This is a genomic window from Pseudomonas sp. BF-RE-22 (assembly GCF_019956155.1).
Taxonomy (GTDB): domain Bacteria; phylum Pseudomonadota; class Gammaproteobacteria; order Pseudomonadales; family Pseudomonadaceae; genus Aquipseudomonas; species Aquipseudomonas migulae.
Genome location: NZ_JAHBDD010000038.1, coordinates 24,607 through 40,863 on the forward strand (window position 1 = coordinate 24,607; position 16,257 = coordinate 40,863).

The 16,257-nt window shown below is 58.4% G+C and carries 21 protein-coding genes; 13 read left to right on the plus strand and 8 right to left on the minus strand.

The window, feature by feature from the left end; genetic code table 11:
• Positions 1-62: 62 nt before the first annotated feature.
• Positions 63-959 carry a LysR family transcriptional regulator gene (locus KGA82_RS18985; RefSeq protein ID WP_223451815.1) on the minus strand — a complete coding sequence of 299 codons (897 nt, stop codon included), beginning with the start codon at positions 957-959 and terminating at the stop codon, positions 63-65.
• Between the two features lie 124 nt (positions 960-1,083).
• On the opposite strand from KGA82_RS18985, the gene KGA82_RS18990 reads away from it, so the two are divergent.
• From KGA82_RS18990 to KGA82_RS19005, 4 genes are all read left to right on the plus strand, one after another.
• Entirely contained in the window at positions 1,084-2,232 is a 1,149-nt protein-coding gene (locus tag KGA82_RS18990) for a muconate cycloisomerase family protein (RefSeq protein WP_223451817.1), read from the plus strand.
• Between the two features lie 10 nt (positions 2,233-2,242).
• Positions 2,243-2,533 carry a muconolactone Delta-isomerase gene (gene catC / locus KGA82_RS18995; protein WP_008029082.1) on the plus strand — a complete coding sequence of 97 codons (291 nt, stop codon included), beginning with the start codon at positions 2,243-2,245 and terminating at the stop codon, positions 2,531-2,533.
• A 54-nt stretch (positions 2,534-2,587) separates the two neighbouring features.
• Complete coding sequence (gene catA / locus KGA82_RS19000) at positions 2,588-3,517, plus strand: catechol 1,2-dioxygenase (RefSeq protein WP_192417572.1); 930 nt, start codon at positions 2,588-2,590, stop codon at positions 3,515-3,517.
• A 213-nt stretch (positions 3,518-3,730) separates the two neighbouring features.
• A complete protein-coding gene (locus KGA82_RS19005; protein WP_008029088.1) occupies positions 3,731-4,690 on the plus strand; it encodes an AraC family transcriptional regulator in 960 nt (319 codons plus the stop codon).
• A 36-nt stretch (positions 4,691-4,726) separates the two neighbouring features.
• Here the strand turns inward: KGA82_RS19005 and KGA82_RS19010 are convergent, their stop codons facing one another.
• The 3 genes from KGA82_RS19010 to KGA82_RS19020 are packed head-to-tail and all read right to left on the minus strand — an operon-like array spanning position 4,727 to position 7,058.
• Positions 4,727-5,113, minus strand: a complete 387-nt coding sequence (locus KGA82_RS19010) for a hypothetical protein (RefSeq protein ID WP_223451819.1) — start codon at positions 5,111-5,113, stop codon at positions 4,727-4,729.
• Positions 5,110-6,576 (minus strand): hypothetical protein, encoded by a 1,467-nt coding sequence (locus tag KGA82_RS19015; protein ID WP_223451821.1) that lies wholly within the window; start codon positions 6,574-6,576, stop codon positions 5,110-5,112. The genes KGA82_RS19010 and KGA82_RS19015 overlap by 4 nt, the downstream gene beginning before the upstream one ends.
• On the minus strand, positions 6,573-7,058 hold the full coding sequence (locus tag KGA82_RS19020) for an Hcp family type VI secretion system effector (RefSeq protein ID WP_223451823.1): 486 nt from the start codon (positions 7,056-7,058) through the stop codon (positions 6,573-6,575). Before KGA82_RS19020 ends, KGA82_RS19015 begins: the two co-directional genes overlap by 4 nt.
• 181 nt (positions 7,059-7,239) lie before the next feature.
• Here KGA82_RS19020 and benA point away from each other — a divergent pair, with 181 nt between their 5' ends.
• From benA to KGA82_RS19045, 5 genes are all read left to right on the plus strand, one after another.
• Positions 7,240-8,601 carry a benzoate 1,2-dioxygenase large subunit gene (benA, locus tag KGA82_RS19025; RefSeq protein WP_223451825.1) on the plus strand — a complete coding sequence of 454 codons (1,362 nt, stop codon included), beginning with the start codon at positions 7,240-7,242 and terminating at the stop codon, positions 8,599-8,601.
• Positions 8,601-9,089, plus strand: coding sequence for a benzoate 1,2-dioxygenase small subunit (gene benB, locus KGA82_RS19030; protein WP_008029093.1), 489 nt, complete (start codon positions 8,601-8,603; stop codon positions 9,087-9,089). The genes benA and benB overlap by 1 nt, the downstream gene beginning before the upstream one ends.
• A gap of 10 nt (positions 9,090-9,099) precedes the next feature.
• Entirely contained in the window at positions 9,100-10,113 is a 1,014-nt protein-coding gene (gene benC, locus KGA82_RS19035; protein ID WP_192230210.1) for a benzoate 1,2-dioxygenase electron transfer component BenC, read from the plus strand.
• Between the two features lie 152 nt (positions 10,114-10,265).
• Positions 10,266-11,039 carry a 1,6-dihydroxycyclohexa-2,4-diene-1-carboxylate dehydrogenase gene (locus KGA82_RS19040; RefSeq protein WP_223451827.1) on the plus strand — a complete coding sequence of 258 codons (774 nt, stop codon included), beginning with the start codon at positions 10,266-10,268 and terminating at the stop codon, positions 11,037-11,039.
• 39 nt (positions 11,040-11,078) lie between these two features.
• Complete coding sequence (locus tag KGA82_RS19045; protein ID WP_223451834.1) at positions 11,079-11,777, plus strand: alpha/beta hydrolase; 699 nt, start codon at positions 11,079-11,081, stop codon at positions 11,775-11,777.
• A 6-nt stretch (positions 11,778-11,783) separates the two neighbouring features.
• Here KGA82_RS19045 and KGA82_RS19050 read toward each other — a convergent pair whose 3' ends face one another.
• Complete coding sequence (locus KGA82_RS19050) at positions 11,784-12,146, minus strand: NUDIX hydrolase (protein ID WP_008029100.1); 363 nt, start codon at positions 12,144-12,146, stop codon at positions 11,784-11,786.
• Positions 12,147-12,368: 222 nt separating this feature from the next.
• Here KGA82_RS19050 and KGA82_RS19055 point away from each other — a divergent pair, with 222 nt between their 5' ends.
• The gene (locus KGA82_RS19055; protein WP_008029102.1) at positions 12,369-12,572 is read left to right on the plus strand and encodes a hypothetical protein; all 204 of its coding nucleotides are present in this window, start codon (positions 12,369-12,371) and stop codon (positions 12,570-12,572) included.
• Between the two features lie 43 nt (positions 12,573-12,615).
• On the opposite strand, the gene osmE is transcribed toward KGA82_RS19055, so the two are convergent.
• Both osmE and KGA82_RS19065 read right to left on the minus strand, forming a co-directional pair.
• Positions 12,616-12,975: an osmotically-inducible lipoprotein OsmE gene (gene osmE, locus KGA82_RS19060; RefSeq protein ID WP_008044854.1), complete on the minus strand. Its 360-nt coding sequence runs from the start codon at positions 12,973-12,975 to the stop codon at positions 12,616-12,618.
• Positions 12,976-12,989: 14 nt separating this feature from the next.
• Positions 12,990-13,229, minus strand: a complete 240-nt coding sequence (locus KGA82_RS19065) for a hypothetical protein (protein WP_008029106.1) — start codon at positions 13,227-13,229, stop codon at positions 12,990-12,992.
• Positions 13,230-13,399: 170 nt separating this feature from the next.
• Here KGA82_RS19065 and KGA82_RS19070 point away from each other — a divergent pair, with 170 nt between their 5' ends.
• Together KGA82_RS19070 and KGA82_RS19075 are read left to right on the plus strand one after the other, a co-directional pair.
• Positions 13,400-13,618: a hypothetical protein gene (locus KGA82_RS19070; protein ID WP_192229246.1), complete on the plus strand. Its 219-nt coding sequence runs from the start codon at positions 13,400-13,402 to the stop codon at positions 13,616-13,618.
• Positions 13,619-13,688: 70 nt separating this feature from the next.
• On the plus strand, positions 13,689-14,024 hold the full coding sequence (locus KGA82_RS19075; protein WP_223451836.1) for a hypothetical protein: 336 nt from the start codon (positions 13,689-13,691) through the stop codon (positions 14,022-14,024).
• 106 nt (positions 14,025-14,130) lie between these two features.
• On the opposite strand, the gene KGA82_RS19080 is transcribed toward KGA82_RS19075, so the two are convergent.
• Positions 14,131-14,688 carry an RrF2 family transcriptional regulator gene (locus KGA82_RS19080; protein WP_192229247.1) on the minus strand — a complete coding sequence of 186 codons (558 nt, stop codon included), beginning with the start codon at positions 14,686-14,688 and terminating at the stop codon, positions 14,131-14,133.
• 266 nt (positions 14,689-14,954) lie between these two features.
• On the opposite strand from KGA82_RS19080, the gene KGA82_RS19085 reads away from it, so the two are divergent.
• Positions 14,955-16,157: an NAD(P)/FAD-dependent oxidoreductase gene (locus KGA82_RS19085; RefSeq protein WP_223451838.1), complete on the plus strand. Its 1,203-nt coding sequence runs from the start codon at positions 14,955-14,957 to the stop codon at positions 16,155-16,157.
• The last annotated feature ends 100 nt before the right edge of the window (positions 16,158-16,257 follow it).

The following is a 16,257-nucleotide window of genomic DNA, read 5'->3' on the forward strand; positions in this document are numbered from 1 at the left end:
TGCCGCGCGTTTGCCGGCTGAGGAATAACCGCAAAACCTGTAGGGGCCAGCAAGCCGGGCTCCTACAAAGCGTTCAACGGTTGCGGCAATAATTCATCAATCATCCGCAAGCAATGATTCAACCCCGGCGACATGTCGCCCACGCGTCGGCTGAGGATGATCGGCGAGGTCGCGTTGTCTTCCAGCAGCGGCGTGAAGCCGATGTCGTCGCGGTGCAGCAATTGCACCGAGGCCGGCACCAGGGTGACGCCGATTCCTGCGCCCACCAGGCCGATGGCGGTTTGCAGTTCGTTGGTCCACTGCGCCACGTGAATGCTGACGCCATAGGACTCGAACAACCCGATCACATGGTCGGCGTAGCTGGGGCGCGGATTGCCGGGGTACAGCACGAAAGGTTCCTTCGCCAGTTCGCGCAGGCTGATCGGCCCGGCCAGTAGCGGATGACCGGCGGGCAGGGCGGCGACCAGCCGGTCTTCGGTCAACACCGTCTGGATGATGGCCGGGTCGTCGATGCGGATGCGGCCGAAACCGATATCGATCCGCCCGGCCTTGAGCGCCTGCACCTGTTGCAGCGTGGTCATTTCCGAGAGCCCCAGTTCCAGCTCCAGAGGCTCGCCGCTGCGCAAGCGGCGAATCAGTTCCGGCAGCACGCCATAGAGTGTCGACGGCGCAAAACCAATCCCCAGCCAGGTTTTTTCCCCCAGGCCAATGCGTCGCGTGTTGTCGCAGACCTTGCCCAGTTGCTCCAGCAGGGCAGTGCTGTGCTCATGGAAAAACCGCCCGGCGTCGGTCAGCTTCAGCGGCCGTCCGCGATCCAGCAAAAGCACCCCAAGTTCATCCTCCAGTTGCTGAATCTGTCGGCTCAGTGGCGGTTGGGCAATGTGCAGCAGTTCGGCGGCGCGGGTGAAGTTGAGGGTTTGAGCCAACACCTGAAAATACCGCAGGTGACGCAGTTCCATGAGGCCTCCACAAAGCAGTTTGCATACCTTAAAGGTATCAAGTCAGACCAATTCTATATTGGCTTCCCGAAAAAAGCCGTACCAGAATCGGTTCCAGAACTTTAAGAACCTGACGGGTATCGACATGCTTGCAACTGCCATTGAATCGATCGAGACGATCATTGTCGATCTGCCGACCATCCGCCCGCACAAGCTGGCGATGCACACCATGCAGAACCAGACGCTGGTGATCATTCGCGTGCGCTGCGCCGATGGCATTGAAGGCATTGGCGAATCCACCACCATCGGTGGCCTGGCGTATGGCAATGAAAGCCCGGACAGCATCAAGACCAACATCGACCGGCACTTCGCGCCGCTGCTGCTGGGTCAGGACAGCGCCAACGTCAACGCTGCGATGTTGCGCCTGGAGCGCAGCATCCGTGGCAACACCTTCGCCAAGTCAGGTATCGAAACCGCGTTGCTTGATGCCCAGGGCAAACGCCTTGGCCTGCCGGTCAGCGAACTGCTGGGCGGCCGCGTTCGGGATGCGCTGCCAGTGGCCTGGACCCTGGCCAGCGGCGACACCGACAAGGACATCGCCGAAGCGGAAGAAATGCTCGACCTGCGCCGCCATCGCATCTTCAAACTGAAAATCGGTGCCGGCGAAGTCAATCGCGATCTGGCCCACGTCATCGCGATCAAGAAAGCCCTCGGCGATCGCGCCAGCGTGCGGGTCGATGTCAATCAGGCCTGGGATGAAGCTGTCGCGTTGCGCGCCTGTCGGATTCTTGGCAGCAACGGCATCGACCTGATCGAGCAGCCGATCTCGCGCAATAACCGCTCGGGCATGGTGCGCCTGAACGCCATCAGCCCGGCACCGATCATGGCCGATGAATCCATCGAGTGCGTGGAAGATGCGTTCAACCTGGCCCGTGAAGGTGCGGCTTCGGTGTTCGCCCTGAAGATCGCCAAGAACGGCGGCCCACGCGCCGTGCTGCGGACCGCCGCGATCGCCGAAGCGGCGGGCATCGGCCTGTACGGCGGCACCATGCTTGAAGGTGGTCTGGGCACCATGGCGTCGGCCCATGCCTTCGTCACGTTGAACAAACTGGCGTGGGACACCGAGCTGTTCGGCCCGCTGCTGTTGACCGAAGACATTCTCAGCGAGCCGCTGGTCTATCGCGATTTCGAGCTGCACGTGCCGAAAACCCCTGGGCTGGGCCTGAACCTCGATGAAGAACGCCTGGCGTTTTTCCGTCGCGACAAGACATCCACTGCCATTCATCAAGCCTGAGGAGAGCATTATGCTGTTCCACGTAAAGATGACCGTGAATTTGCCGGTCGATATGAACCCCGAACGCGCCGCGCAGCTCAAGGCTGACGAAAAAGCCCTGGCCCAGCGTCTGCAGGATCAAGGCAAGTGGCGTCACCTGTGGCGCATTGCCGGGCTCTATGCCAATTACAGCGTGTTCGATGTCGACAGCGTTCAAGAGCTGCACGACTTGCTCATGCAATTGCCGCTGTACCCGTACATGGCGATCGAAGTCACCGCGATGTGCCGGCATCCTTCTTCCATCCGCGAGGATGACCGCTGAACCTGGCCTGTTCAGTTCGCCACGCTAATAATTACAAGATGAGGAACCCATAAAATGAACGTAAAAATTTCCCACACTGCCAAAGCCCAGAAGTTTCTCGAAGAGGCCAGCGGCCTGCACAACGATGCCGGCAATCCGCGCACCAAAGCGCTGATCTACCGCATCCTGCGTGATTCGGTGAACATCATCGAAGACCTCGCTGTGACCCCGGAAGAGTTCTGGAAAGCCGTCAACTACCTCAACGTGCTGGGTGCGCGCCAGGAGGCTGGGCTGGTGGTGGCCGGGTTGGGCCTGGAACACTACCTCGACCTGCTGATGGACGCCGAAGACGAACAGGCCGGCAAGGCTGGCGGCACGCCGCGCACCATCGAAGGCCCGCTGTACGTGGCCGGTGCGCCGTTGTCCCAAGGTGAAGCGCGTCTCGATGATGGCGTCGATCCGGGTGTGACGCTGTTCATGCAGGGCCGTGTGTTCAATACCGCCGGCGAACCGTTGGCCGGTGCGATTGTGGATGTCTGGCACGCCAATACCGGCGGCACTTATTCGTACTTCGATACCACGCAATCCGAATTCAACCTGCGTCGACGCATCGTCACCGACGCCGAAGGTCGCTACCGTTTCCGCAGCATTGTGCCGTCGGGTTACGGCTGCCCGCCGGATGGTCCGACCCAGCAACTGCTCGATCAACTGGGCCGTCACGGCCAGCGTCCGGCGCACGTGCACTTCTTCATCTCGGCGGCGGATCATCGTCACCTGACCACCCAGATCAATCTCGACGGCGATCAATACCTGCACGACGATTTCGCCTACGCCACCCGTGACGAGCTGATCGCGAAAATCACCTTCAGCGATGATCAACAACGCGCAGCGGCGCATGGCGTCAGCGGTCGTTTTGCCGAGATCGAATTCGATTTCACCTTGCAGTCGTCCGCCCAGCCGCAAGAGCAGCAGCGTCACGAGCGGGTTCGCGCGCTGGAGGATTGATTCCAGCTTGGCGATGACTGACACACCGCTTTCGCGAGCAGGCTCGCTCCCACATTCGACCGTGTTTCTTCAGTGGGACTATGGTCAAAATGTGGGAGCGGGCTTGCTCGCGAAGGGGGCCGGACATTCCACATGTCGATCAACTGACACACCGCTGCAAGCACTGCCTTAGAATGACCCGACGCACCCCATAAAAACAACGAGAGTGACCCGATGATGCAAGCGCAACTGTTGAGTCAGCGCAGCTCCGTATTCGACCATGCCGACCCGTACGCGGTGTCGGGCTACGTCAATCAGCATGTCGGTAATCATTGCATCCTGATGCCGCGCGCCGGGCAACCCCTGGCCAGTCTCAATCATCGCAAGTTTGCCAGCCTCGACCTGTGCCGCATCAGCTATGGCGGCAGCGTGCGGGTCACCTCGGGCGCACTGGAAAGCATCTATCACCTGCAAGTGTTGCTGCGTGGCAACTGCCTGTGGCGCGGGCACGGTCAGGAACATTACTTCGCGCCTGGCGAGTTGCTGCTGATCAATCCCGACGATCCGGTGGACCTGACGTACTCTGACGATTGCGAAAAATTCATCCTCAAAGTTCCCACGACGTTGCTTGAGTCCGTGTGCGACGAGCAGCGCTGGCGCTATCCGGGGCAGGGCGTGCGGTTTCTGGAGAACCGTTACCAGCTCAATGAACTGGAAGGGTTTGTCGGGCTGCTGGCGATGATTTGCCAGGAGGCCGAGGCCACCGAGCAGATTCCCAAGGTGCAGGAGCATTACGCGCAGATCATCGTCAGCAAGATGCTCAGCCTGATGCAGACCAACGTCAGCCGCATCAACCTCGGCTCACAGACGGCCACGTTCGAGGTGATTGCCGACTACATCGCACGCCACCTCAAGCAGGACATCGACAGTGAAGAACTGGCGCGTCAGGCACGGATGAGCCTGCGTTCACTGTATGGCTTGTTCGAACGCAACGCCGGCACCACGCCGAAAAACTACATCCGCCAGAAACGTCTGGAGCGTATCAATGCTTGCCTGAGCGATCCGACCTGTAATGTGCGTAACGTTACGGAAGTGGCGATGGATTATGGGTTTTTGCATTTGGGGCGATTCTCCGACAACTATCGCAAGCAGTTTGGGGAGTTGCCGTCGGATACGTTGAAGCGGCGGGATTGAGTCGCTCGTAAAAGGTCTCTCGCGACAGGATTATTTTCAGACAAGCTCAAATTCGGCAGCGGCGACGAGGCCGAACATCACAAGTAACAGTCCCCAGCCGGTCCACTGCAAAATAACCAGCTTTCGCCTGAGGTCGGCAGGAAAGTTCTTCAGGTCTTCAGCGCAGGCACCTCCATCACGTAGATAGAGACGAGGTGTAGTCATTACGCCCATTATGGCTCCCAGTAAAAACATGTTCCCCCAAGGCCCGCCGTTTCTGAACGGTGCTCGAATCATAACTGCGGGGCAATTTTGCAGGTGATTCAGCATTACATCCATTTTTGTGTAGGCGAGATGGAGTGATATGCCAATTATTATGAATATGCCTCCAAAGTCGATTAAACCGACACAAAGAAATATTTTGTCAGCGGTACTTATGCTCATTTAATGACCTCGTAAATCCTTTCGCCCATGACTTCTCCACCTTTTCCTAGTACTTCCCCTGCTGCCAAAGAACTTCCGCCGACTACCAGTAGGCCGCATGCAAAAGTTCCCACCCCACCAGTAGGCACTCCAAGCGCTGCGCAGATGACGCCGGCAGTAGGGCCGCCTAATAAGAGGCCAGCGGCAATGCCGCCCGTCAGCCCTCCCAAGAAACCACCGGCTTCGGTAAACTTCACCTTCTCACAAGCATCTACGTCTCCTGCCGCACATACCCCTTGAACTTTAACAACCGAGGCCCCTCCACCCACCGCTGTACCAACCCAACCACCATATTTGACGTACTTCGCCGCTTTGGAAACGGCATCAATATGCGTGGCATAACCAGGAATTTGCCCAATAGCCCCTGCTTTTCTCCAGCGATGAACAAGGCTTTTAGTCGATATGCCCAACACGCTTTTCAGATTGGGGTGATCTGGAAAGCCAATGCTCTTTTTTGTAAGTTTGGTCAGATGGGAATTCAACTGAGTTAACAAGCGTTTGCGCTCGGCGTAAAACTCGGCGGACTTCAGGTGACCATTGGCTTGAAAAGTCCGGGTATGCAAACTTTCGATGTCACGCAGAATAGTATCCACGTCATCCAGGTTCTTAGAGAACATGGCCAAACCCGCACTGGCGCCGAGTGAACCCTTGGAAATAAGAAACGCAATCTCGTCATAGTGCCGCGCCATAAAGTCGGCCTCATCCGAACTGAGAGGCTCCAAGGCTCTATTCACATTACCAGCCGCTTCCATCAACAACGCTTCTTCGAAAGTACAAAGATGATTATTCGGATCGCTGAGAACAATCATCGTCCCGGCCTTTACCTGATCCAGATTCGGATTCAGGGCCTTGAATTTGGCGATGGCGGCGGGGGAGGCTGACGTGAATAGTCGGGCTTCCAGTTTGTCAGCCGTCGTACTTCTGGGGACGACGTAGAACCCGGGTTCTTCTTGTGCGACTTGCGCGGGCCATTGTTCTTGAGGGAAAAATTTCAGGTCTGGAGCTGGATGCGGCGAAGCGGCTGCCGCCAATTGGCGGGGCGTGTTCGTGCCCGTGGACTTGAGATTTTGCGCATGTACAAAGCGCAATAAACGTTCCGGGTCAGGTTTCAATGAAGGCTGTGTGAGCATTGAGGCCGGGATTCTTTTAACCCGTTCAGTTACCGCGCCTTGAGTTTTTTGCGTGATGGCTTGCGACTGGATAAGCAAGTTCTGCTGTTCTTGTGCAAGCGCCTGCAAGCCTTGCCTTGGCGTTGTTTTGCCCTGCGCGACATCGTCCGCAACGCGCTTTGCATAAAAGGCGATTTCCCGATTGAACTGTTCACGCAACAGGCGTTGAGCCAGATGACGCGCGCCGAGCGTGCGGGCCTGTCCCGCCAGTTTGCCCGCCGCGCTGTTAACGTCCCACTGCTCATGAGGATTCATTCCTCTTCGCCCCACGAACTGTAGCCGGAGGTTTTTGCCAAGTGGTGGGTCCACGTGATGTCGCGGTAACGAATGGCCACCTGTTCCTGGGGCTCTGCATCGTTTTGAAAAATGGCATGAGGCACTTCAAGCGTCAGGTCGGCAATGACCCCGCCATTGATCGACACGGTGAAAAACTTTTCCTGTTTGCCAAAGGACGACACGCGATAAAAGCTGATCGTGCAGTTGATTTCTTCACGGTTTGAAAGCGCTTGAGCGAGCAGCGGTGATGACTTGTCGACGGCTTTGGTAACGATGATCGGGCTGTGGGTCGATTTATTGATATCGCCGATATTGGTCATGTTGTGGCTGTAGGACAGCACCATGATCTCGTCTGTGTGTGCAGCCTGGTACTTGTTGCCAATAGAGGCCTGGGTTGAACAGCCCGCTGAAATCATTCCTTGAGCTTTACCGTTTATGGTCATGTAACCGTGATTAGCCATACAAACCACTCCTTGTAGTCAGGAGGGCAGTCTATTCAGAAGTTGTAAGCAGTTATGTAGTCCGCTTCCGAAAATGCGTTCTGCATTAAACGGATAAAGGTCTGCACCCAGCGGATAGTCCACCCCATTGCCCCGTCCTAGCATGAGCCTTGCCTGAACAATAACAATGGAGGCGGCGGCCATGACCCTGCGACCCGAATATCTTCAATCCTTGCTTGAGGACGATCCAGAACAAGGCATCTACCGCTGCAAGCGCGAGATGTTCACCGACCCGCGGCTGTTCGATCTTGAGATGGAACACATCTTCGAAGGCAACTGGCTGTACCTGGCGCACGAAAGCCAGATCCCCAACAAAAACGATTTCTACACCACCACCATGGGGCGCCAGTCGATCTTCATCGCGCGCAACAAGGACGGTGAGCTGAACGCCTTTATCAACGCCTGCAGTCACCGTGGCGCGATGCTTTGCCGACACAAGTCCGGCAACAAAAGCTCGTACACCTGCCCGTTCCATGGCTGGACCTTCAACAACTCCGGCAAACTGCTGAAGGTCAAAGACCCGGCAGCGGCCGGCTACCCGGCGAGCTTCAACTGCGAAGGCTCCCACGACCTGACCAAAGTCGCCCGTTTCGAATCCTATCGCGGCTTCCTGTTCGGCAGCCTCAAGGCTGACGTGGTGCCGCTGGTTGAGCATTTGGGCGAGTCGGCGAAGATCATCGACATGATCGTCGACCAGTCCGCCGACGGCCTGGAAGTGCTGCGCGGTTCGTCCAGCTACATCTACGAAGGCAACTGGAAACTCACCGCCGAAAACGGCGCCGACGGTTACCACGTCAGCTCGGTGCACTGGAACTACGCCGCCACCCAGAACCAGCGCAAACAGCGCGAGGCCGGCGACACCAACCCGACCATGAGCGCCGGCAGCTGGGCCAAGCAGGGCGGTGGTTTCTACTCGTTCGACAAAGGCCACATGCTGCTCTGGACCCGTTGGGCCAACCCCGAGGACCGTCCGCTGTACGAACGTCGCGATGAGCTGGCCAAGGATTTCGGCAAGGCCCGCGCCGACTGGATGATCGAAAACTCGCGCAACCTGTGCCTGTACCCGAACGTGTACCTGATGGACCAGTTCAGCTCGCAGATCCGCATCGCCCGGCCGATCTCGGTCAACCGTACGGAAATCACCATTTACTGCATCGCCCCCAAAGGCGAAAGCGATCACGCCCGTTCGAGCCGGATTCGTCAGTACGAGGACTTCTTCAACGTCAGCGGCATGGCCACCCCGGACGATCTGGAAGAGTTTCGCTCCTGCCAGACCGGTTACCAGGGCAGCGTGACCGCCTGGAACGACATGTCCCGTGGCGCCGAGCACTGGGTCGAAGGCGCCGATGACGCGGCGAAGGAAATTGACCTGCATCCGTTGCTCAGCGGTGTGCGCACCGAGGACGAAGGCCTGTTCGTGTTGCAGCACAAGTATTGGCAGCAAACCATGCTCAAGGCCCTGGCTGCCGAGCAATCGAAGCTGATTGCCGTGGAGACCGTGTAATGACCATCACCTATGAAACCGTGCGCGACTTCCTCTACCGCGAAGCGCGCTACCTCGATGATCGGCAATGGGACGAATGGCTGGAGTTGTACGCCACGGATGCGACGTTCTGGATGCCGTCCTGGGACGACAACGACGAACTGACCGAAGACCCGCAACGGGAAATCTCGCTGATCTGGTACGGCAACCGCACGGGTCTGGAAGACCGCATCTTCCGTATCAAGACCGAGCGTTCCAGCGCCACCGTGCCGGACACCCGCACCTCGCACAACATCAGCAACATCGAGCTGCTGGAACAGGCGGACGGCCTGTGCAAGGTGCGCTTCAACTGGCACACCTTGAGTTTTCGCTACAAGACCGTCGACAGCTATTTCGGCAGCAGTTTCTACACCCTCGATATGCGCGGCGAAAACCCGCTGATCAAGGCCAAGAAAGTGATCCTGAAGAACGACTACGTTCGCCAGGTCATCGATGTTTACCACCTGTGAGGCGGCCGTCATGACTCATTCCATCGCATTTAATTTCGAAGACGGCGTCACCCGTTTCATCGACGCCAATGCCGGCGAAACCGTGGCCGACGCCGCGTACCGCCAAGGCATCAACATTCCGCTGGATTGCCGCGACGGCGCCTGTGGCACGTGCAAGTGTTTCGCCGAGGTTGGCAGTTACGACCTGGGCGAGGAATACATCGAGGACGCGCTCACGGCGGAGGAAGCCGAACAGGGTTTTGTCCTGACCTGTCAGATGCGCGCCCAGAGCGATTGCGTGGTGCGGGTGCCGGCCTCCTCGGAAGTCTGCCGCACCCAGCAGGCCAGTTTTGAAGCGACTATCAGCGCCGTGCGCCAGTTGTCCGACAGCACCATCGCACTGTCGATCAAGGGCGATGCGCTGAGCAAACTGGCGTTCCTGCCAGGGCAGTACGTGAACCTCGGGGTTCCCGGCAGCGAGCAGACCCGCGCTTATTCGTTCAGCTCGTTGCAGCGCGACGGCGAGGTCAGTTTCCTGATCCGCAATGTGCCTGGCGGTTTGATGAGCAGCTTCCTCACCGGCATGGCCAAGGCCGGCGACAGCATGAGCCTGGCCGGGCCGCTGGGCAGTTTTTATCTGCGCGACATCCGTCGGCCGTTGTTGCTGCTGGCCGGTGGTACGGGGCTTGCGCCATTCACCGCGATGCTGGAAAAAATCGCCGAGCAGGGCAGTGAACATCCGCTGCATTTGATCTACGGCGTGACCAACGATTTCGACCTGGTGGAAATGGATCGGCTGGAAGCCTTCGCCGCGCGAATCCCGAATTTCAGCTTCAGCGCCTGCGTGGCCAGCCCCGATAGCCAGCACCCGCTCAAGGGCTACGTGACACAGCACATCGAGCCCAAACACTTGAACGAGGGCGACGTCGATGTGTACCTGTGCGGCCCGCCGCCGATGGTCGAGGCGGTCAGCCAGTACATTCGCGAGCAAGGCATTGCGCCGGTGAATTTCTACTACGAAAAATTCGCTGCCAGCGCGGCATAACCCTGTGTGACCACGTCCCCCTGTAGGAGCTGGCTTGCCAGCGATGGACGTTAACGATAACGCGTTTTTACAGGATTAATGCGGTGCCTGTGCGTCCATCGCTGGCAAGCCAGCTCCTACAGGTCGAGAGCTATTTTAGATTCGAGGCAGGTATGAACAGATTTCACGAAAAAGTCGCGTTGATCACCGGTGCCGCCCAAGGCATCGGTCGGCGTGTCGCCGAACGCATGGCGGCGGAAGGGGCGCGCTTGATTCTGGTTGACCGCTCCGAGCTGGTGTTCGAAGTGCAGCAGCAATTGGGGAAGGACAGCCAGGTGCTCGCGCTGACTGCCGATCTTGAGCAATACGGCGAATGCAACCGTGTGATGCAAACCGCCGTCGAGCGCTTCGGTCGTCTCGACATCCTCATCAACAATGTCGGCGGGACGATCTGGGCCAAACCGTTCGAACACTACGAAGCCGAGCAGATCGAGGCCGAAGTCCGCCGCTCGCTGTTCCCGACGTTATGGTGCTGCCATGCGGCGCTGCCGTTCATGCTGGAGCAGGGCAGCGGCGCCATCGTCAACGTCTCGTCCATCGCCACGCGCAGCGTCAACCGTGTGCCGTACGGTGCGGCGAAGGGCGGGGTGAATGCGCTGACCGCATGCCTGGCGTTCGAAACCGCCGGTCGTGGCGTGCGGGTCAATGCCACGGCGCCCGGTGGCACTGAAGCGCCGCCGCGGGTGATTCCGCGCAACAGCGCCGAACAGAGCGCCGAAGAAAAAGTGTGGTACCAGCAGATCGTCGACCAGACGCTCGACAGCAGTTTGATGAAGCGCTATGGCACGCTGGATGAGCAGGCAGGCGCTATTCTGTTTCTGGCCAGCGACGAAGCGTCCTATATCACCGGCATGATCATGCCGGTGGGTGGTGGCGACCAGGGCTGACAGCGTTCGCCAACAACCCCATCAAACGGAGTCAACGTGATGAGTGAAAAACCCACGATCGTGCTGGTCCATGGTTTTTGGGGCGGTGCCGCCCACTGGAACAAGGTTATCGCCGAACTGCTGAAAAAGGGCTACACCCGCATCCGCGCGGTCGAGATGCCGCTCACGTCGTTGGCCGATGATGCCGAGCGCACGCGCAAAATGGTCGCGCAAGAGGCGGGGCCGGTGCTGTTGGTGGGGCATTCCTATGGCGGTGCGGTCATCACTGAGGCCGGCGATCAAGCGAATGTCGTGGGTCTGGTGTACATCGCCGCGTTCGCGCCGGATGCAGGTGAAAGTCCCGGCGCCATCACTCAACGGCATCCGCCCGCTGCCGCAGCGAACCTGGCCCCCGACAGTGATGGTTATTTGTGGGTCAGACCGGAGCTTTACCACGAAAGCTTCTGTCAGGACCTGCCCGCAGCCGAAGGATTGGTCATGGGCATCACCCAAAAAGCCCCCTTGGCCGGCACGTTTGGCGATGCGATCACTACGGTGGCGTGGAAGAGCAAACCGTCGTGGTATCAGGTGTCGACCGACGACCGGATGATCGCGCCGCAAAACCAGCAGTGGATGGCGGGGCGGTTGAACGCCAAAGAGATCCTGACGTTACACGCCAGTCACGCGTCCCTTGCCTCGATGCCGGTCGAAGTGGCGGCGTTTATCGACAAGGCGGCAACGGCAGTGGCCAAGGCCTGATCCACCTTACAGGCGACGCTGAAAGGCTCTGACGATTCGCAGCGTGGCGTCGCTGGTGTTCAGGTTCTGCACGGCGTCCAGCGGATACCACAGGCAATCGAAAATTTCGTTTTGCGGCCGGGCTTCAGACGAATTGAGCACCGACGCCTCGTAAACGTGGTGTCGGGTGCCACCCGTTTCCAGTTGCATCAGGTACAGCATGTCGTCGACCCCAAGCCCGGTCTCTTCCTGAAGTTCACGCATGGCGGCGCCTGCCGCGGTTTCTCCGGGCTCGACCTTTCCGCCGGGCAACGTCCAGCGACACCTTGGCTTGCGCACCAGGAGAACGTGCCGGTCCTGCTCACAAATGACGGTTGCGCGTACTTTCATGTGTTACCTGAGTGCTTGCTGTCATAAATCAGTAATAAAAATGCAATATTCAGGCCGCCCAAGGCTGCACGGGCCTCTTGGCTGGTTAGAGGTCTCACAGGGGCTGAAAGTGCAACCGAATGGCGGAATCCTGTCGCGACGTCTGGTCGGCACCTCGGCAAAGGGCGGGTGTAAGGTAGGCAGGTCAATCCTGGACATCAGTACCGAAAATGGAGGTGACTTATGAGCGTTCCGATGCTGAATAAGATGCACATGAACGGTTATGACGTACTTAGCGTGAGCAATGGCCCATGGCGGGTGTGCACCCAAGGTGACCAACTGGGCGCTTTTGCCAGCCGGGAAGAGGCACTGGCCTTTGCCGCGGCACTTCCCGGTTACAAATCCCGGGCCAAAAGGCCGGCAAGCAACCAGACGACGGTTAAGTAAAACGCTTCGAGCCCCGGTTTTTTCCGGGGCTTTTCATTTCGGCTCAGTAACCGCCGCCACCGCCGCCGGTGCTATGGGAAGATTCCCTGGCTTTTGTTTGCAGGCGGCTCCATTCCGCACAGGTGATGAAGCTCGTGTGGTCGACCTTGCCCCGGTTATCGAAACTGACGTTGTACGCTTGTTGATGGCCGGCTTTCGTCAGCTTGTAGTCATAGCAAGTGCCAGGCACCGCCGTGCGTTCGGTGATGGTGTGAGGCGGCCCGCCGATCTGCTCGACCTGATCCTTGCTCATTCCGGTCTCGACTTTGGCGACCAACGGGAGGTCGCCATAGAGGCGTGATTCAGTGCTGCAGCCCGCCAGCGCTGCCAGTACGACAACCAGCGCGAATAAAGGCTTGTTCATGGCCGCGCTCCTGTTCAGTGAGCTTTGTTGCGACTGATGGCCTTGGCTTTCACTTCTTCGGCATAGCCTGCCAATCGCTGTTCGTCGCCCTGAAACAGGTCGCACAGCCTCAGCACCGCCTGCGCATCGACATCATTGCCAGACAGCTTTAACTGATCTGCCAGGCGTAGAAGCTCGACCGCCGACCACCTCAGGTCCGATGCAACGCTTTGCAGGTCACGTCGAAGTTCGTTTTCAGATTCGTTGAGCCACATGACGATCTCCAGAAAACCTCTGCTACGAAATTTTAGTCCCATTTCCCTGGACAGGGCGTTTTGTTCGTCCGAACTGCCAATGCTGCCTTTGGTCGGGAAGATGCACGCGAGCGAAAAGATTTGCTGTCGTATTGAAGTGGCGAATTTCCGCCGGGGCGAGGCAATTTCAAATGACGACGACCGATGACTTCAGGGTTCACGCGCATGAGCTGATGGTCGATCTGGACGCGGCGACCACGGAGATGATGAAGCTGATTTCCGCTCATCAACTCAGCGGCCCGGAATGGGAGCGGGTCACTCAATGGCAGCACGAAGCGTATGAACGATGGATGACTTTCCTGAACGAGCGGCCCGCTGCGCATCCCGGCCAGAACACCGAAAAACGCTGAGCAAGGCCCAATGAATGGATGTCTGCAAGACGACGCGCTACATTTCCATTTTTTTGAATAGGGGGGCGTCATGCGGACGTTGATTGCGGGAGTCGTGGTGGCGTTACTGGCGGGGTGCTCCTTGCCTGCGTCGCTGGTGCCGGGTGAGCCGAATTTCAGTAAATACAGTGAGAAGGCGCCGAAAGAGTATGCCGCCTGCGTATTGCCGGCGTGGCAGAAAGAGATTTCCAATACGACTCAAACGCCGATTTCCAATGGCTACCGGATCAAGGCGCCGAGCATCATCACGGCCGACGAAATTCTGGATATCGTGAAATCGAAAGACGGCAGCCGGGTTTCGCTGTATCAAGGGCCGCCATGGGCCAAGTCAGGCGCACTGCGTCAGGCAGTTCGGGACTGTTTATAGCGGCGTTTGATGGATCGCCATCGCCAGCAAGCCGGCTCCTACAAGGACACCGCAATTTCCTGTAGGAGCCGGCTTGCTGGCGATGGCGTCAGTCGCCAAACACATTTCAAATGTTGGTAACCACAATGGTCTGCTCGTCAGCGGCCGGGGCAGCGCTTTTCTTGTCCCGGCGATCACTCATCCAGTTATCAACCTGAGCACTGAATTCCGAGGGCGCCTTTCGCCCGACTTTCCTGGCGAGATCCAGGATGGTCTGCTGGGCGAGGGCATCTTCCATGCGTTTCTGCGCCGTCATCATGACCGCATGGACCGAGCAATGGCCTGACACCGCCCAATCCGGGGCGGAACCTTCGAACAGGGCGCAACGCCCGCGAATTTCCCGGCAATCGAAAATCAGCTTTTGGCCGTCGATGGCATTGACGATATCGAGCACGCTGATTTCGTCGGAGGGCCGGGCCAGCTTGAATCCGCCGCGCACGCCTTCAGTGGCGACCACCAGTTTTGCCTTGGCCAGTTTGGTGAAAATTTTCGCCAGATAGTCCAGTGGCACGCCTTGCAGTTCTGCGAGGTCACGCACGCTCGCCTCACGGGTGTCGCCGCAATTGCCCACCAGGAAAATCAGGCAATGAATGCCGTACTCAACGCCAGCGCTGTAAAGAGACATTTGGATCTCCGACTAATCTTGTCGCAAATGTTAGCAGCTGAAGGTTAGGCAGGCAACGAATCCCGTCGGCGCATCTCTCTGTGCATTACCCCTTGTGCGTGGGTAAAGGCTCTCTCGGTCGAGCCATCGAACCTTTCGATGGCAACCATCAGAAAAAACCGATTGCGTTAATTAACTAGGATCAATACAGTCGTAGTTGTTCGGTCGGCACTGGCAAGCGCACGACCTCTACGAATTCATTGATCGGCCTTCTCACGGAGTTAAAGATGAAACAGCACATTCTGGTAATCGGCGCAGGTTTCGGTGGCATGTGGACGGCTTTGAGCGCCACACGTCTGTTCGACATTCATGGTCACAACGACGTAGAAGTCACCGTCCTGGCCCCGCAGGCCGAGCTGCGCGTGCGTCCGCGTTTCTATGAACCGAACGCGCACCAACTGGCCGCGCCGATTGGCGAGCTGTTCGATGCGGTGGGCGTGAAGTTCATCAAAGGCGCTGCAGAAACCATCGACGTCGGGCAAAAACGCGTGGGTTATGTCGACGCCTCAGGTGCGAAACAGGTGTGCAGCTACGACAAACTCGTTCTGGCCACCGGCAGCCGTCTGGCGATTCCGGCGACCGCCGGCGTGGCTGAACATGCGTTCGATGTCGACCAGATCGAACAAGCCGTGCGCCTGGAAAACCATCTGAAATCCCTGGCCAGCCTGCCGGAAAGCAAAGCCCGCAACACCGTGGTGGTGGCCGGCGGCGGCTTCACCGGGATTGAAACGGCGACCGAAATGACCGCACGTCTGCGTGCCATTTTGGGCGATCAGGCCGACGTCGAGGTGATCATTGTCGATCGTGGCGAGAAAATTGGCGGGTCGATGGGGGCTGAAATCGCCAGGTCGATCGAAGAGGCCAGTATTGAAACCGGCGTGAAATGGCACTTGAAGGCTTCGGTACTTTCCGTCGATGCCAACGGTGTCACTTTGAGCGACGGCCAGCGTATCGAGGCCAAAACCGTGGTCTGGACCACCGGCGTGCGCGCCAGTTCGCTGACCGAGCAGATCCCTGCCGAACGCGATCACCTGGGCCGCCTGCACGTGGACAGCCACCTGAAAGTCATCGGTCAGGACGATATCTTTGCCACCGGCGATGTGGCTTATGCCGCGTCCGACGACATCGGCAACTACGCCTTGATGACCTGCCAACACGCCATCGTATTGGGGCGTCACGCCGGCAATAACGTTGCCGCGCAGATCCTGGGCGTGGACCCGACGCCGTACAGCCAACCCAAATACGTCACCTGCCTGGACCTGGGTGCCTGGGGTGCGGTGTACACCGAGGGCTGGGACCGTCAGGTCAAACTGGTGAAACAGGAAGGCAAGAACCTGAAGACGCAGATCAACACCGTGTGGATCTACCCGCCGGCAGCTGATCGTGCAACCGCATGGGCCGCAGCAGATCCGCTGATCCCGATCGCTTGAGTCGCTGAGCCTTCCGCGAACCGGAAATCACCCGAATCCCTGTAGGAGCGAGCCTGCTCGCGATGGAGTGTCAGCCACATTGGGTTGACTGACACACCAT

Coding starts and splice junctions, on each gene's coding strand:
- KGA82_RS19010 (WP_223451819.1), bottom strand. CDS start 5,113: ATGAGCATAAGTACCGCTGACAAAATATTTCTTTGTGTCGGTTTAATC.
- KGA82_RS18990 (WP_223451817.1), top strand. CDS start 1,084: ATGCTTGCAACTGCCATTGAATCGATCGAGACGATCATTGTCGATCTG.
- KGA82_RS19085 (WP_223451838.1), top strand. CDS start 14,955: ATGAAACAGCACATTCTGGTAATCGGCGCAGGTTTCGGTGGCATGTGG.
- KGA82_RS19075 (WP_223451836.1), top strand. CDS start 13,689: ATGCGGACGTTGATTGCGGGAGTCGTGGTGGCGTTACTGGCGGGGTGC.
- benC (WP_192230210.1), top strand. CDS start 9,100: ATGACTCATTCCATCGCATTTAATTTCGAAGACGGCGTCACCCGTTTC.
- osmE (WP_008044854.1), bottom strand. CDS start 12,975: ATGAACAAGCCTTTATTCGCGCTGGTTGTCGTACTGGCAGCGCTGGCG.
- KGA82_RS19005 (WP_008029088.1), top strand. CDS start 3,731: ATGATGCAAGCGCAACTGTTGAGTCAGCGCAGCTCCGTATTCGACCAT.
- KGA82_RS19070 (WP_192229246.1), top strand. CDS start 13,400: ATGACGACGACCGATGACTTCAGGGTTCACGCGCATGAGCTGATGGTC.
- KGA82_RS19065 (WP_008029106.1), bottom strand. CDS start 13,229: ATGTGGCTCAACGAATCTGAAAACGAACTTCGACGTGACCTGCAAAGC.
- KGA82_RS19020 (WP_223451823.1), bottom strand. CDS start 7,058: ATGGCTAATCACGGTTACATGACCATAAACGGTAAAGCTCAAGGAATG.
- KGA82_RS19040 (WP_223451827.1), top strand. CDS start 10,266: ATGAACAGATTTCACGAAAAAGTCGCGTTGATCACCGGTGCCGCCCAA.
- KGA82_RS19045 (WP_223451834.1), top strand. CDS start 11,079: ATGAGTGAAAAACCCACGATCGTGCTGGTCCATGGTTTTTGGGGCGGT.
- catC (WP_008029082.1), top strand. CDS start 2,243: ATGCTGTTCCACGTAAAGATGACCGTGAATTTGCCGGTCGATATGAAC.
- KGA82_RS19015 (WP_223451821.1), bottom strand. CDS start 6,576: ATGAATCCTCATGAGCAGTGGGACGTTAACAGCGCGGCGGGCAAACTG.
- KGA82_RS19055 (WP_008029102.1), top strand. CDS start 12,369: ATGAGCGTTCCGATGCTGAATAAGATGCACATGAACGGTTATGACGTA.
- catA (WP_192417572.1), top strand. CDS start 2,588: ATGAACGTAAAAATTTCCCACACTGCCAAAGCCCAGAAGTTTCTCGAA.
- KGA82_RS18985 (WP_223451815.1), bottom strand. CDS start 959: ATGGAACTGCGTCACCTGCGGTATTTTCAGGTGTTGGCTCAAACCCTC.
- benB (WP_008029093.1), top strand. CDS start 8,601: ATGACCATCACCTATGAAACCGTGCGCGACTTCCTCTACCGCGAAGCG.
- benA (WP_223451825.1), top strand. CDS start 7,240: ATGACCCTGCGACCCGAATATCTTCAATCCTTGCTTGAGGACGATCCA.
- KGA82_RS19080 (WP_192229247.1), bottom strand. CDS start 14,688: ATGTCTCTTTACAGCGCTGGCGTTGAGTACGGCATTCATTGCCTGATT.
- KGA82_RS19050 (WP_008029100.1), bottom strand. CDS start 12,146: ATGAAAGTACGCGCAACCGTCATTTGTGAGCAGGACCGGCACGTTCTC.